A 15,665-nucleotide genomic window follows, 5' to 3' on the forward strand; every position below is an offset into this window, starting at 1 on the left:
GTTATGCCGCCTCTAAGGTCGTGGTAGGGGAGGTGTCGTTGTGCTGCTCTTTGAGCACATCGACATCGGCCGCGCCAAATAGCAGGACGTGGCGATAGGGGTTTATATCCGTACCTGCCAGCGCTTGTTCGAAGTACCAGGGGCCTTGGCTGGTGTCGCCGAAGAGCACGGCGCCTTCTATTTGGCCGTCTCGTAGCAGCAGGCGGCGGTAGTCGCCATGCTCAAGGTCGTGGTAGCTAAGCACATCATGCTCGGCGCTGGCCTCGGTGGGGCCAAAGGCATAAAGCGCCACACCGCTGATTTTTAGCTTGGTTGCGCTGGGGGCATCGGCATAACCGGGGGTGGGCGCGCCGCACAACGTCGCAACAAGCACATCGACTTGACGCCAGATCGGTTCTACCAGCCCATAGGTGGTGTCGTTGAACTGGCAGCACTCGCCGAGTGCTGAAATCGACGGATCACTGGTAGTGAGGAGGTGATCTACTACAATCCCGCGCCCGGTGGCGAGACCTGCGCGGTGGGCAAGCGCTTTATTAGGGATAATACCGGCAGCAATAATGACGCTAGTGGCTTCCAACTGGCGGCCATTAGCAAGATGTACCTTAGCCACATGCCCATTAGTGTCGCCCTCAAAGCGCGCTAACTGAGCGCCGGTAATCAGTGTCAGTCCGCGTTGAGCAAGTTCGTTTTCAAGTAGCTGTGAGGCGGTGGCATCCAGCTGGCGGTTCATTAAATACTCGCTGCGCTGAAGCACGCTGACAGTAAGGTTATTGCCGCGCTTACGTAGCCCTTCGGCCGCTTCTAGGCCCAGCAGGCCGCCTCCAATAACGAGCGTATGACCGCCACGTTTAGCGATTGCTTCAAGCGTGGCGGCATCCTGCAAATCACGAAAACCGTGCACACCCTCAAGCGTACAACCCGGCACATCGGGTACTGCGGGCCGTGAGCCGGTAGCGAGAACCAGACGGTGGTAGTTCAGCGTGCGCCCCGTATGGGTGGTTACGGTTTGGTTGTCGCGGTTCAGGTGTTCGACCTTTTCGCCGAGGATCAGTGTCACTCCCTGTTCGGCGTACCAGTCGGCATCGCGAAGGGTGAGGGCATCCTGCTGTATCTCACCGGCAAGTAGCGGTGAAAGCAAAATCCGGTTATAGGCCGGTGTCGGCTCGGCGCTAATCACCGTAATGCGCTGAGGCCGCGTTGGCTGTTTAACCAGCGCCTCGATCAGGCGATGACTGGCCATACCGTTGCCGATGATGACGAGATGATCGTTGGGTGAGCACCGGGAAGTGGTTTCCATGGGTAGCTCCTCTGTTTGTTCAGAACGGATTGGCTCTGAACGGGTTGATACTGATTGGCGTCGTTTGGGCGTCACCGCTTGGTAAGCAGCAAACAAAAAACGCCCCTGTGAGGCGCTCTGGTTGCAAATGCAAAAAGAGAGCCTGACAGGGGCGTCGTTGCCCAATAGCGTTTTTAAAGGTGCAGTCTCAAAACATGTCGTTTCAAAACGCATGGCAACCGCCATTGGCTGCCCGTCGATTAAACGTGCTATGCATCAAGCAAGGAGTCGGCCAACTCGCCTTTATCCTTACTTTGTCTAATTTGTTCAGAAGGTTAGGTTAAGAGAGAAAAGTGTGAAGGTAACCGGCAATAAGCGCGGTTGCACGGTGATAGTGCAAAAAGCAACCTGTCGTGCACTCTCTGGCCCCATTGGGCCTTTATTGAAGCCTGAAATGAGCAAGGGATAAAAATTGGGTTATTTTTAAGCGTTTGTTTATAAATGGTATTTTTTAATTAATTGGTTTCCGGCTTAACTATTGCATTTTTTCTGGTAACAAGCAGGCAATAAACTTAGAGACTAGGGAACAAGTGCGCATTGCTAGGCGATGGCAGCAAATAATTTCAAAGCCGTAAAAAAAATAAGTAGTCGATAGTTAATGTGTAATTTCAAGAAGATGAGTGTGTTTTCGGAAATGTGTAACCGTTAAAAATAAGTACTGCACCGAACGAAGATGGTGTGCTGTGGCAACGACGTCCAGCCCTTTTTTCTTAACTGCGTTGATAGAGCGCAGTAGAAAAAGGGACTGGGCGTTTTTTTATGCGTGGAGCTAATGAGTAACCCTAGGAGTAGCTATGACCCAGGCCAAAACGACATGTCCCTACTGCGGTGTTGGCTGTGGCGTAACGGCGACCGTTGACGCGGGTACGCTGTGCGCCGTCGAGGGCGACCGTGAGCATCCGGCTAACTTCGGGCGGTTGTGCGTCAAAGGGGCTGCGCTACACGAAACCCTCGGCGAACATGGCCGACTACTCAAGCCTCGCCTGGATGGCGTTGAGGTCACTTGGGAGGCGGCGCTGAGCGCCACGGCTGAGCGCCTAAGTGCGCTGCGCTTGGCACATGGTCACCACACCGTGGCAGCGTACCTGTCAGGCCAGCTTCTGACCGAGGATTACTATGTCGCTAATAAACTGTTTAAAGGCTTTCTAGGCACCCCCCATTTAGATACCAACTCTCGGCTCTGCATGGCCTCGGCGGTTGCTGGCTACAAACGCGCTTTCGGCGCCGATGCGGTGCCATGTAACTACGAGGACTTGGAAGAGGCTGAGCTGGTCGTGTTGGTGGGTTCCAATCTAGCCTGGAATCACCCGGTACTTTACCAGCGCATCAAAGTGGCGAAAGAGCGCAATCCATTGATGCGTTTGGTGGTCATCGACCCGAGAGTCACCGACAGCTGCGACATTGCCGATCTTTATCTGGGAATTAAGCCGGGGAGCGATGCTTACTTGTTTAATGGATTGCTGACATGGATGGCGCAGCGACACAAACTCGATACGCTTTATCTTGACCGCCATACCGAGGGATTAGATGAAGCGTTGGCGGCGGCTCAACAATCCGCTGCCTCGGTGGCCGATGTGGCTGCTCTCTGCGATGTCGACCCGGAGCGGCTGGAAACTTTCTATTACTGGTTTGCCAGTCAGTTACACGTGGTCACTCTTTATTCCCAAGGCATTAATCAATCCTCCAGTGGGACCGATAAGTGTAATGCCATTATTAACTGCCACTTGGCGGGCGGAAAAATTGGCTTGCCGGGGGCGGGGCCGTTTTCGATCACCGGGCAGCCGAACGCCATGGGGGGACGCGAAGTAGGCGGGCTGGCCAACCAGTTAGCCGCCCATATGGATTATCATACACCGGGTGCGCGCAATCTGGTCAGCCGCTTCTGGTCGACAAAGACATTGACGCCAATCCTGCCAGAGGCGCCAGGGTATAAAGCCGTGGAGCTGTTCGAGGCCATTGAGCGTGGTGACGTCAAAGCGCTCTGGGTCATGGCAACCAACCCGGCTATCAGCTTGCCTGATGCGGCTCGAGTACGGGCGGCGTTGGAAAAATGTCCGCTGGTGATCGTGTCTGAATGCGCTGCTCATACCGATTTATTGCCCTATGCGGATATCGTGCTGCCTGCGTCGGGCTGGTCTGAAAAAGACGGCACAGTGACCAATTCCGAGCGGCGCATATCCCGTCAGCGGGGCATGTTGCCGCCGCCGGGAGAGGCGCGCCACGACTGGTGGATTATGTGTGAAGTGGCTAAACGGCTAGGCGCTGGCGAGGCGTTTAACTATACGCACCCCTGGGAAATTTTTGACGAACACGCCCGGCTTTCAGGCTTTGAAAACGGTGCTGGGCCAGATAGCCCCGCGCGCCTGTTTGATATTTCGGGCCTGGTGGGGCTGGGGCGTGAAGGTTACGATGCGCTGTCGCCCATACAGTGGCCGGTCACCGCAAGAGCTCCCCACGGCACTGCCCGGTTGTTTGAAACGGGTGAATTTGCCACCGCCAATGGCCGCGCCAAGCTGTTGGCGATTTACCCACAGGGGCCTAAACAGACGCTCAGTTCGGCCTATCCACTGCGCTTAAACACTGGGCGGATTCGTGACCAATGGCATACCATGACACGCACCGCTCGCGCACCGCGCTTAATGAATCACCGCGCGGAGCCTTTTATGGATGTGCATCCCGATGATGCCTGCGCCGCGGGGGTGATGGATCAAGGATTGGCAACGTTAACGGCTGAGAAAGGAGCATTTTGCGCACGTGTACGGGTCTCCAATGCGCAACGTCGTGGCGAGGTGTTTGTGCCTATTCACTGGACTGACTGCTTCTCTAAACAGGCCAGAAGCAGTGCGCTGATTGGCAGCATTACCGATCCGCTCTCGGGTCAGCCGGAAGCAAAGCATGGGGCGGTAACGCTAACGCCTTTGGACACCGAGTGGCAGGCAACCTTGTTGGTTGCTGACGACGGGATATCCGCGACCCCCTGGTGCAACAGTGCTTACTGGACGCGTATTCCTATGCGCGGTTGCCAGCGATGGCAGTTGGCCGATACTCAGCCAATGAACGATTGGTTGGCTCGGCTTAACGCCTGGCTACCCGGCATAACCGTCTCAGTATTAAGCCAGGACGTAGCTCACGGACGTTTGCGCGCGGCCGGTGTAGATAGTGGCAAACTGCGTTGGTGGCTGATGGTGGGGCCGCCTAATGAGTTGCCGGGGCTGGCGTGGCTGGAGGCTCGCTTTAGCGATGAAACACTGAGCGATGCCCATCGTCGTCGTCTGCTCGCCGGTGGTGACGACGGCGCCGCCGATGCTGGCCCAATGGTATGTAGTTGCCATCAGGTGGGCCAAACCACGATTACCCAGGCTATCCGCGCAGGTGACACGAGCGTTGAAGCCTTGGGAGCCAGGCTTGCCTGCGGCACTCAGTGCGGTAGCTGTATTCCTGAATTGAAATCATTGCTTGAAGAGGAGCGGCCCAATGCCCGCACTAAGCAACCCTTTACGACTGAAGTGGTTTAACGCCTTGATGCGTTTTGCTCACCGTGCGCTGTCGCCCTGGACACAACGCTCGGCTGACTTACATGTGCCTCTGCGAGGGGAGTGTCGTGCCGGGCAGGTCTATTTGGTGGGGGCTGGCAGTGGTGATGCTGAGTTGTTAACGCTCAAGGCGGCTCGATTACTGATGCAGGCAGACGCTGTGGTATACGACCGTCTGGTCGGTGACGACGTATTGGCCATGATTCCGAAAGGTAGCGAGCGTTATTACGTTGGCAAGGCGCGCGGCCATCATAGCGTACCTCAGGCCGAGATCGGAGCGCTGTTGGTGAAGCTTGCCCGCCAGGGAAAATCGGTCGTGCGTCTGAAAGGCGGTGACCCGGCAGTGTTTGCACGTATGGGGGAAGAACTTGACGCGTTGGCCGCCGCCCAGGTAGCTGCTGCCATTGTGCCAGGGATTACCGCGGCGTCTGCCGCGTCAGCCTGTATGGGAATTCCGCTTACTGATCGAGGCCATGCCCAGCAGCTACGCTTTGTGACCGCCCAGCTATGCCGAGAAGAAGGGGCCCCGGATTGGGCCTCGCTGGCTCGTAAGGATGAGACCCTGGTGTTTTATATGGGCCTTTCTAAAGTCAGTGCGATTTGCCATGGATTGCGTCAGGCTGGCCTGCCCGATGACTGGCCGATGATGCTGGTGGCCAACGCCAGCCACCCCGATCAGCAGTCGTTGGTGGGGTCGCTTGTCGATATGCCAGACAAGCTGGCTGCCCATCCTTTGCCATCGCCCTGTTTGATTGTGGTGGGCAGCGTGGTGCAACGAACGGCCTCGTCGCCTGCCGCACGCGCAAGCCTTTGTACGGTGTATTGATACTTAAGCATGCGCGTTAAGCACGCCTTTTATGCCGCAAGGGCTTTTATAGGAAACCGACATGGCAGCGCTCACTATCTCGCTTGGCCAGTACTCGGAGCAGGGGCGCAAACCGAGCAATCAGGATTTTTATGGAGCCTATTTGCCCGATGCCTCTCAGCGTGCTGCCAAAGGCATTGCGATCGCGTTAGCGGATGGTATTAGCAGCAGTGAAGTCAGTCGCGAGGCAAGCGAGGCGGCGGTAGGCGGTTTTTTGACGGACTACTACGCAACGCCTGCTACCTGGACGGTTAAAACCTCAGCGCAAAGAGTACTGCAGGCTACTAATGCGTGGCTTTATGCGCAAACTCGGCAAAGCCAGTACCGTTATCACCTCGATCGCGGTTATGTATGCACCCTGAGCGCCATGGTGATTAAATCCACTACCGCGCATCTGTTTCATGTCGGCGATAGCCGTATCTACCAACTCACGGGAAACGTGCTGGCGCCGCTGACCGAGGATCATCGTTTCTGGGCCTCGCAAGAGATCAGCCATTTAAGCCGTGCCATGGGCGCAAGCCAACACCTTGAGCTGGATTACCGCACTGTATCGCTTAGTGCGGGCGATGTGTTCGTGCTCACTACCGATGGTGTTCATGAGTGGTTGACCGCCACTGAAATGGCCGCGCTGATTCATGCCCATTGGAGCGATCTTGATGTGGCCGCTAAAGCGCTGGCCGAGGCTGCCCTTGAGAACGGCAGCGATGATAACCTGACGGTGCAGATTGTGCGCATTGATACGCTGCCCAAGCATCACGCCGATGAACTTTATGCAGCCATGAGCGTGCTACCTCAGCCTCCAGAACTGCGCGCGGGCAGCGAATTGGATGGCTACCGCATTGTGCGTCAATTGCATGCCAGTAGCCGCAGTCATGTTTTTCTGGCGGAAGATATCGCCAGTGGCGAGAAAGTAGCGTTTAAAACGCTATCAACAGAGCTAAGCCAGGATCCAGCAAGTATCGAGCGGTTTGTGCGCGAAGAGTGGATTGCGCGGCGTATCGACAATCAGCATGTGCTCAAGGCACCGGTTCAGACGCGCGCGCGTCACTACCTCTACACCGTGCTTGCCTATATCGAAGGGCAAACCCTTACCCAATGGATGCGCGACCATCCTGATGCTGACTTAGCGAGCGTACGTCCTATCGTCGAGCAGATTGCCAAGGGGCTGCGCGCATTTCATCGCCTGGAGATGTTGCATCAGGATTTACGCCCTGACAATGTGATGATCGACTCCCACGGCACGGTGACGCTAATCGATTTTGGTGCCGTCAAAGTGGCGGGTATCGACGAAGCGGACATGGTCGATGCAGACAGTGACGACGCGGATAGTGACGAGCGTGCTAGCGGGGATATTTTGGGCACCGCTCAATATACCGCGCCGGAGTATTTCCTGGGCGAGGGCGGCACACCCCAGGCGGATCAATACTCCCTGGCGGTGATCACTTATCAAATGCTAACCGGCTCGTTACCGTATGGCGCCGACGTAGCCAAAACCCGTACCCGGGCGGCGCAGCGTAAGCTTGCCTATCAGCCAGCAATTAGTGAAAAACGGGCATTGCCAGCCTGGGTGGACGAAGTGCTTAAAAAGGCACTGCATCCCAATCCTCAGCATCGCTATCCCGCGCTATCAGAGTTTATTTTTGAACTGCGCATGCCAAGTGCCGGAGTGCTCAAACGCGCCCAACTACCGTTACTTGAACGCGATCCTGTACTATTCTGGAAAAGCGTGTCGATAATGCTGGCTATCGTGGTGATCGTGCTGCTGATACGTTAATCCACTCGTTTGTTTAGCATCGCTTGGATGTTATCAACGTGCATCATCAAAACGGTCAACACGGCGCAAGGGTGGGAAGAGTTTCATCCAGGCGCAGACCACCGCCAGTGTCCCGACACCGCCAATAATAGCGGCGGGCACAGCACCCAGCCACGCCGCCATACTGCCCGCGCGAAATTCACCCAGCTCATTGCTGGAACCGATAAACAGCATATTGACGGCGTTCACGCGTCCGCGCATTTCATCAGGGGTGGCGAGCTGAATGAGCGTCATCCGCACGTAAACACTAATCATATCGGCTGCTCCCGCGACCAGCATGGCCACCAGTGAAAGCCAGAATATCGTCGAAAAGGCGAATACCAAATTAGCGATACCAAATGTCGCGACCGCTAAAAACATGATCAAGCCGGCATGACGCTTGATGCCCTTGATCCCTAGATAAAGCCCCATCAAAAGCGCACCGACAGCAATAGCGCTGCGTAGCGCGCCTAATCCTTCCGGCCCGACATAAAGCACTTCCTGGGCATAAATGGGTAGTAGCGCCACCACGCCGCCTAATAGCACTGCAAACAGGTCGAGCGAAATGACGCCCAGGATAATAGGCTGATAGCGGATATAACGAATGCCTGCGGTAAAGCGTTTAACGGCGGTGCTTTCAAGTGTTTTTACCGGCTCGGCATAGTGAATCGGTACCGGTAACAGCAGCAATAAGCCCGCTATAAAACATCCTAGACAGGCGGCGTAGGCGAGGCCACCGCCGCCTAGTCCATACAGAATACCGCCTAACAGCGGCCCACCAATCACCGCGACTTTCATAATTGAGCTATTCAAGGCAATCGCAGAGGCGAGTTGGGCGCGCGGCACAATATTGGGCAATAGGCTTTGCAAGGTAGGCCCGGTAAACGCACGTGCGGCTCCAAACAGGGCCAGTACCGCGTAAAAGGCGCCCACTTGCTGGCTGTCTTGCCATGAAAGGGCCAGTAGCAGGGCACTACACACGCCTTGTACCATCCAACTAAGCTGCAAAATTCGTTTACGTGAAAAACGGTCAACGACATCCCCCGCGGGTAGTAGAAGCAGCACCATGGGTAAAAACTGGGCTAACCCCACATACGCCAAGGCCATCGGGTCCCGGGTAATGTCGTATACCTGCCATGCCACGACGATGGCTTGAATTTGCATGGCAAATACGGCGGCTAAACGAGAAAACAGAAAGCTTAAAAAGCCCGCTTGTCGATGGAGGGGCAGTAAAGACTCTTTGGCACTCTCTTGTTTATTCGCTTGTTCACTCTCTTTTGCACTAAGTGGGGAGGTCATGGTTTCTTCATGGTCGGCGGCGTATAAAAGCCCTGGGGTTGAAATGGATCGGTAACCACCCCATGTTAGTTAACACGCTATCAATAGAAAAGGATGTTAATGATGCAAAATGTGATGCCTAACCCCGGTTTCGGTACCTTTCGCCTGGAAGGCGATACGCTCAAGCAAAGCATTCATGCAGCGCTTGAGGCGGGGTATCGCCATATCGACACGGCACAATTTTATGGCAATGAAGCGGATGTCGGTGAGGCGATTCGTGAAAGCGACGTGCACCGCAGCGACATCTTCCTCACCACCAAGGTGTGGTTTGACAACCTGGAGCCCGCTAGGCTGAAAGCCAGCGTAGACGAAAGCCTCGATAAACTGGGTACAGGTTATGTTGATTTGCTATTGATTCACTGGCCATCGCCGAATGATGAAATACCCATGGCGGATTATTTGACGGCCTTGAAAGAAGTCAAAGAGGAAGGCAAGGCGCACCATATTGGTATTTCCAATTTTAACTGCGCGCAGGTAGACGAGGCGATTGGTATTCTGGGTAAAGGTGAAATTCTGACCAATCAGATTGAGGTTCACCCGTTCCTTCAGAATCGTAGACTGGTTGAGCACTGCGAGCAGCAAGGTATTCAAGTCACCGCCTTTATGCCGCTGGCGGTAGGCAAGGTAATGGACGATCCGACGCTTCAGAAAATTGCTGACGCCCATAATGTCACGCCTGCGCAAATTGCCTTGGCCTGGGTAAAACAGCGCAATATGATTACTATCCCGTCCTCCACTAAGACGCGGAATATTCAAAGTAACATTGCCGCGTTTGAGTTAGTGCTAAGTGATAGTGAAATGGCGGACATTGCCATGCTGGATCGCCAAGAGCGTATTGCTAACCCCGACTTTGCACCCGCGTGGGATGAATAAGTTGGGTTTGAGGTACTAATGTTTGAAGCGCTAACGTTTGAAGTACTATCGCTTGAAGCACTAGCAGACGAGCTTCAATGAATAGTGTGTGTCGTAATGGATGCCTGCTCAGGCAGGCATCTTTAAAAAATGGAGAAGATGATGAAACAGCGCAAGATTAAACATAATGCGTTAAAAGCGCAGCTGCGAACGCCGCAGTTTAAAATGCAGCAGCAAGTGCCTAAAAAGGGCAAAGGTAGCTACTCGCGTAAGGGACAAAAAATGACTCCCACGGTAAAGCTAAAGCAGGGATATAGCCAAGCCGCTTGATGTAAGCATGACCTCAGGCGAATTGGCTATATCTCTGAAGTGATTCTTTACCTGAATTGGCCTTCACGTATAACGCCCCGGTCACGTCCTGTGACCGGGGCGTTTGCTATGTCAGTCTGCTCCCGCAATGTGGACAGGTTTCATAAGCATCACGCGTTTCAGCCTGATGGCGTTGGTGGCGCTGACCTGGCTCCTCTACACCCTGTATGGATACCAGTTGGCCTTGCTCCCAGCGTAAGCCGATATCGTTTAATAGGTGTGAGTCATGCAGGCGCGGGTCTTCATACAGACGGCGTTGAACGCGAGAATACTTGAGCGCCTTGAGTAGCTTGCGGGTAATCATTGCCACTGCCATGGGATAGGTCTCCTGGGTTAGGAGGCCGAGCAACGTGGCGATCAAAAAATATCAAAGGTACCGATAAAATATATGGCCGCGACACGTGACGCGGCCAATTTTCTCACTACATTTCTGGCACGCGACGATCGTAAACTGACATCGCATTATTATTAATGCGATGCAGGTTATTTGATCGTGTAACGCGGATTTGCCAGCGCATGAGAAGGTCTCGTTAATAAAAGAAAAGCTGCCGTTTAAAGGGCAGCTCTTATCTTTTAACCGATGCTTATATAAGCGTCAACCTATTTAGCGATTTGCTCTACTGGACTAAGGTGAGCTATTTCCATGCGATAGCCTGCTTGGTAAACACTACGCAGGCGCAGGCCATGGCGGCCATCTAGCTCCAGTTTACGCCGTAGACGGCTGACGTGAGTATCGACAGTCCGTGTGGACACATCCCCTTTGATTCCCCACACAAGCTCCAGTAGGTGGGCTCGGGTAATCAATTCGCCAATTTTCGAGAGAAACAGTGCGGCTAACTGGTATTCGCGCTCTGTTAGGTCAACAGCCTTGCCCGCGACGCTGATGTAATGCTCTTCGGTATGTAGGGTAAATAGGTCAGGGCATGACTGGGCAGGGCGTGCTATGTCATAGCCTGATCGCCTCCCTAGCGCGCTTACCCTGGCAATGAGTTCTTTAGGACGCAGGGGTTTGGCAAGGAAATCGTCGGCGCCCTGTTCCAGCGCGGTGACAACGTCATCCTCCCCTTGGCTTGCAGTGATAAACAGAATAGGACCTTGCCAACCATCGTTTTGGCGTAAATGAGAGACAACGTCCATGCCGCAGCTATCAGGCAGGCGCCAATCAATAATAAAAAAATCAAACATATGCTGCTGAGTGGCACGACGAAGCTCACTAGCACGTGTGAATAGGGCAACACGATGGCCTGCTGATGTAAGGCAAAGCTCGATAAAAGCTTGTTGGTCTAGGTCATCTTCAAGTACGCCAATATGCATAGTGATTTACCTTACTGCGGGCTTATAAACATAGCATGCCGGTGATTAGGGGAGCTCATACATTAAGTTTAGTAGATGTTGATGCGTTGACACAAAGGTTCACAGTTAACCTTCAAATGGCCGATATATACTGAATGCACTTTTTTCGTTAGTCCGAGGTGCAAAATGCTTTGTCGTTCTTTGGTGGTTAACGTCAGAGGGCTACTCGTTGCGGCCGTGCTTGCCACACTGAGTACACACGTGAGTGCCTTGGATATTCCAACAGGCCCGGTGATCTTAGTCGTAAGCGGTAAGCTTGCGCATACTAATGTGGGCAATGAAGCCCATTTTGATAAAGCGATGCTCGAGGCCTTAAGCCAACACGAAACGATAACGCATACACCTTGGTACGATGATGCGGTGCGTTTTTCGGGCCCATTAGGACGCGACATACTGGAAGCCGCCGGTGCCGATGGAGAAAGCCTGCGTGTAGTCGCGCTGAATGATTATGCGGCCACCATTCCCGTCAGTGATTTTGCGAACCATGATGTGATATTGGCCATGCGGGCCAACGGTAAGGCGTTGCGAATTCGAGATCAGGGGCCGCTGTTTGTAATTTACCCTTTTGACCAGCACCCTGAACTGTTAAATGAAGAAGTCCTTTCTCGCTCTGTATGGCAGGTGAAGCGTATTGACGTTCATTAATCACCGCTACGCAGCCGCCATGTGGTCAGCGCTTACATTTTACTTTACTCGTCGTACTCGCATCGCTACTTTCTCGGCGATCCTCTTTTTTCTATCAGCGTTAACCACCGGCGGCGTCATTTATAGCCGACAGCATGCGCTCGAAAATAGGCTACTCGAAAACCTGTTATGGGCCGGGTATCAATACGATCGCGAAGTCCGCGAATTTCGTCTAGTGCTGCTCGAAGCCAGTGCCGGTAACGCTCATGCGGAAGATACACTGCTACGGTATGAGATTCTTTTTAGTCGGAACAAGCTGTTTTACCAAGGGGATATCGGAAAAATTGTAGCCCAGCTTGAAGGTGTTGAAGAGGGTATTCGTCAAGCGGATAGGCTGGTGTCAGGTATGGACTCCCTGCTTGATCCGTTATGGGGTAACCCTGCCGAGTTAACCAGCGAATTAATAGCCACACTGATCAACCAGGCGATGACTCTTCAACAGCTCACGGGCACCATTTTGATCGAAACCAATGCCCATGTGTCGCGTATACGCAATCAAGAGCGCCAGGTGTTGACGAAGCTATACGGACTGGTGCTGTTACTTATTACGCTCTTGATGCTGTCAGGCGGGTTGTTGGTACGCGCACTGATTCTGGAAGGCCGTTCAAGCAGCCGGAAAGCACAAGCGTTAGAAGCCAAGAGCTTAGAGTTGAATGAAGCTGCCAAGCGAGCAGAAAAAGCAAGCCAGGCTAAATCTGAGTTTATGGCGGTGATGAGTCATGAAATTCGCACCCCCTTAAACGGCGTGGTGGGCATGGCTGATCTGTTAAGTGAAGAGGTACAAACAACGAAGGCAACGATGTTTCTTGCGGCCCTCAAGCGTAGTGCCGAGAGTTTACGCGCGGTAATTAACGATATTCTCGATTACACCAAAATTGAATCCGGCCATCTCGACCTTGATTATCAACCGTTTAACCTGCGCCAGTGCATCGACCAGCTATGTGAAAGCTATACCCTTCAAGAACCCAAGGCGAAGGTCATCTTCAGCTACTACCTCGATCCTGCTTTACCGCAATATGTTCTGGGCGACATCGCCCGGTTGCGCCAGGTCATGATGAACTTGATCAACAATGCATTGAAGTTTACCCAAGAAGGCTTCGTGAAGTGTTATATAACGGCGCCTGAAAAAGACACGATTCGCGTGGAGGTACACGATAGCGGCTGTGGTATTTCTGAGGTTGATCAAGCACAGCTATTTTCGGCATTCTCTCAAGTGGATACGTCCATGGCTCGCCGCCACGAAGGAACCGGGTTAGGGCTTGCCATCTGCAAGCGGTTAGTCGAGGCAATGCAGGGGGAAATAGGCGTCATTAGCCAGCAGGGCCAAGGCAGCCAGTTTTGGTTCAATGTCATATTGCCCACCAGTGAACCGTTGGCTGTTTATCATCACAGTGATGGCTGCGATGCCGTTACTGCAGATCAACATATTCTCGTGGTAGAGGATAATCCGCTTAACCAGACGGTGGCACAAGTGATGCTGGAGCGCCTTGGCCAGCAGGTCACCATTGCCGACAATGGTCAGAAGGCGCTTGATCTACTTGAAGCAGCGCGTACCAAGTTCGCGTTAGTCTTCATGGACATGCAAATGCCCATCTTGGACGGTACAGAAACAACCAGGCGTTGGCGCGCTTTTGAAGCACTGCATGGGCTTCCCCGTCTACCTATTGTCGCGATGACCGCTAATGTAATGCCAGAACACCGTGAACGGTGCTTGCAAAGCGGTATGGACGATATGATCCACAAGCCTTTTACGCGCGATGAGCTCTACCAAATCATGTTGCGTAATCTGTCGACCGATAAAAGCGTTGAGCTCGTTTCACACATTGCTGAGCACACCGGGGCTGAATCATCTGCGCGTCTAGAAACCGTCGACGACTCGTTACCCTTGCTGGACGCACGGATATGTGAGGAATTGAAAGATGCCTTTGAGCCAGTGGCGCTGACAGCACTGTTAACCACCTTCTTGACGCGGCTGGGTGAGCGCAATGTACGCCTTAGCGCTTGCTGGCAGATAGAAGATCGTGATGCTCTGAAAAAAGAGGCACACTCGCTAAAGGGCGCCGCTTCCTCTCTGGGCTGTTCCGCGATTGCTGAACTAGCGAGTCAATTGGATCAGAGGGCGTTTGAAGCGCCTTATTGCGAGTTGGCTACTTACCTGGAGCGTTTATCTGTCCTCCAGGTAGATACTCATCAGGCCTTGCTGCAAGAGAGAATGTTGACCGTCTAGGCTGACGGTTTTGCAACGACTATGCTGTTAATCGTGAGTGTGAGTGTTCACTTAGATAGGCGTCTAATGCAGTGACGCTCAAGGGGCGAGCGATAAAATATCCTTGGCCCATTGCACAACCGGCATCAGCAAGTAACGTGTATTGCGCCTCGGTTTCAATGCCCTCGGCGACTACCTTCATCCCCAACCGTTTACCCAAGTCAATAATCGACAGCGCGATCGCCAGTGCCACGCTGTCCTGATCCATCAGCGAAACGAACCCGCGGTCAATTTTTATCTCGCTGAAAGGAAGTCGCTGTAGCTGGACCAAGGAAGAGTAACCGGTACCGAAATCATCTAATGCCAGTTGACAGCCGTGCTGGCGTAATGCGTTGAGCACGTAGCTTGCATAGCTCAAGCACTCTATTCCCATTGTTTCTGTTAGCTCCAGGGTGATCGTGGTCAATGAAACCCCGCTCTGCTGGATGAGTTGGTCAAATGCCTCCAACACCCCTTCGGCTTTAACAAAGGCCGCCGGTACATTGATCGCTATATTTAAATGCAAGCCTTGAGACTGCCATTCGGCTTGCTGCGCTAGTGCATGTTCAATAACGTACCATGTGAGCGGGACAATCAGATCGCTTTGCTCTGCCAAGGGAATAAACGCGTCGGGATAAAGGATGCCTCGCTCCGGATCCTGCCAGCGCACCAAGGCTTCCACTCCAGTAATAATGCCTTGCTGAAGATTTTGTTTGGGTTGATAAACCAAGAAGAGCTGTTTTTCACGAATGGCGGTGGAAAGTTCGGTACTGTTAGGCGCTTTAGGTATTTTTTTTAGTGGTTCTAAAAAGGCTTTAAGATCGGTCAGTAGCCGGGATTTAGGCAGGAAACCCAGCATTCGTAAACCTTTTGCTTTGCCTACTTCGATCGTATGGTCAGCCGTTTCTTTAGAGCAACTGCTGAGCAACAGTATTGACGCGTTTAAGCGCAAATCATAGAGATAATCAATAATATCCAGGCCGGTAAAGTCTCCTAAACCGAAATCAAGCAAAATTAATTCAGCATTCAATAATGAGGGTTCTCTCGCCAGCTCTCCAAGGCTTCCAGCGGTTACAGCACTATAGCCATGCTGATTTAAAAGCATTTTGCCTAGCAGTTGGACATCATAATCATCATCAATAATTAACGCATTCGATGGCATCGCTATTCCTTTAATAACTACTATCAAAACTAATTAGGTTACGTGGTCGCTATTTTGATACAACAGACGAAGTAGACGAGAAATACGCTTAGCAAGAAACCGTTAAACCTCCTTGGAGATCCAAAAAATCCAAGGA

12 protein-coding genes are annotated in these 15,665 nt (G+C 53.0%); 7 read left to right on the forward strand and 5 right to left on the reverse strand.

All coding sequences use genetic code 11. From position 1 onward, the window contains the following. Window position 1 precedes the first annotated feature (1 nt). Window positions 2-1,297, reverse strand: a complete 1,296-nt coding sequence (locus tag ACFFLD_RS07350) for an NAD(P)/FAD-dependent oxidoreductase (protein ID WP_386038684.1) — start codon at window positions 1,295-1,297, stop codon at window positions 2-4. Between the two features lie 833 nt (window positions 1,298-2,130). Between ACFFLD_RS07350 and ACFFLD_RS07355 the strand changes: the two genes are divergently transcribed. The 3 genes from ACFFLD_RS07355 (at window position 2,131) to ACFFLD_RS07365 (ending at window position 7,508) form a co-directional block, all read left to right on the forward strand. Next, window positions 2,131-4,851 carry a nitrate reductase gene (locus ACFFLD_RS07355; protein ID WP_386038685.1) on the forward strand — a complete coding sequence of 907 codons (2,721 nt, stop codon included), beginning with the start codon at window positions 2,131-2,133 and terminating at the stop codon, window positions 4,849-4,851. Further along, a complete protein-coding gene (gene cobA / locus ACFFLD_RS07360; protein ID WP_386038687.1) occupies window positions 4,811-5,695 on the forward strand; it encodes a uroporphyrinogen-III C-methyltransferase in 885 nt (294 codons plus the stop codon). The genes ACFFLD_RS07355 and cobA overlap by 41 nt, the downstream gene beginning before the upstream one ends. A gap of 61 nt (window positions 5,696-5,756) precedes the next feature. Next, entirely contained in the window at window positions 5,757-7,508 is a 1,752-nt protein-coding gene (locus ACFFLD_RS07365) for a protein kinase domain-containing protein (RefSeq protein ID WP_386038689.1), read from the forward strand. 33 nt (window positions 7,509-7,541) lie between these two features. On the opposite strand, the gene ACFFLD_RS07370 is transcribed toward ACFFLD_RS07365, so the two are convergent. Further along, entirely contained in the window at window positions 7,542-8,825 is a 1,284-nt protein-coding gene (locus tag ACFFLD_RS07370; protein ID WP_386038691.1) for an MFS transporter, read from the reverse strand. 93 nt (window positions 8,826-8,918) lie between these two features. On the opposite strand from ACFFLD_RS07370, the gene dkgB reads away from it, so the two are divergent. Continuing rightward, the gene (dkgB, locus tag ACFFLD_RS07375) at window positions 8,919-9,737 is read left to right on the forward strand and encodes a 2,5-didehydrogluconate reductase DkgB (RefSeq protein ID WP_386038693.1); all 819 of its coding nucleotides are present in this window, start codon (window positions 8,919-8,921) and stop codon (window positions 9,735-9,737) included. A 141-nt stretch (window positions 9,738-9,878) separates the two neighbouring features. Next, the gene (gene arfA / locus ACFFLD_RS07380) at window positions 9,879-10,046 is read left to right on the forward strand and encodes an alternative ribosome rescue factor ArfA (protein WP_386038695.1); all 168 of its coding nucleotides are present in this window, start codon (window positions 9,879-9,881) and stop codon (window positions 10,044-10,046) included. A 106-nt stretch (window positions 10,047-10,152) separates the two neighbouring features. Here arfA and ACFFLD_RS07385 read toward each other — a convergent pair whose 3' ends face one another. Beyond that, window positions 10,153-10,401, reverse strand: a complete 249-nt coding sequence (locus tag ACFFLD_RS07385) for a hypothetical protein (RefSeq protein ID WP_386038697.1) — start codon at window positions 10,399-10,401, stop codon at window positions 10,153-10,155. A 284-nt stretch (window positions 10,402-10,685) separates the two neighbouring features. Further along, window positions 10,686-11,399 (reverse strand): response regulator transcription factor, encoded by a 714-nt coding sequence (locus ACFFLD_RS07390; RefSeq protein WP_386038699.1) that lies wholly within the window; start codon window positions 11,397-11,399, stop codon window positions 10,686-10,688. 165 nt (window positions 11,400-11,564) lie between these two features. Here ACFFLD_RS07390 and ACFFLD_RS07395 point away from each other — a divergent pair, with 165 nt between their 5' ends. After that, window positions 11,565-12,083 (forward strand): molybdopterin-dependent oxidoreductase, encoded by a 519-nt coding sequence (locus ACFFLD_RS07395; RefSeq protein WP_386038701.1) that lies wholly within the window; start codon window positions 11,565-11,567, stop codon window positions 12,081-12,083. Continuing rightward, entirely contained in the window at window positions 12,070-14,349 is a 2,280-nt protein-coding gene (locus ACFFLD_RS07400) for an ATP-binding protein (protein ID WP_386038703.1), read from the forward strand. The genes ACFFLD_RS07395 and ACFFLD_RS07400 overlap by 14 nt, the downstream gene beginning before the upstream one ends. A 19-nt stretch (window positions 14,350-14,368) precedes the next feature. On the opposite strand, the gene ACFFLD_RS07405 is transcribed toward ACFFLD_RS07400, so the two are convergent. Next, on the reverse strand, window positions 14,369-15,529 hold the full coding sequence (locus tag ACFFLD_RS07405; protein WP_386038705.1) for an EAL domain-containing protein: 1,161 nt from the start codon (window positions 15,527-15,529) through the stop codon (window positions 14,369-14,371). Window positions 15,530-15,665 lie beyond the last annotated feature (136 nt).

Source organism: Vreelandella sulfidaeris (assembly GCF_042429665.1).
Classification (GTDB): domain Bacteria; phylum Pseudomonadota; class Gammaproteobacteria; order Pseudomonadales; family Halomonadaceae; genus Vreelandella.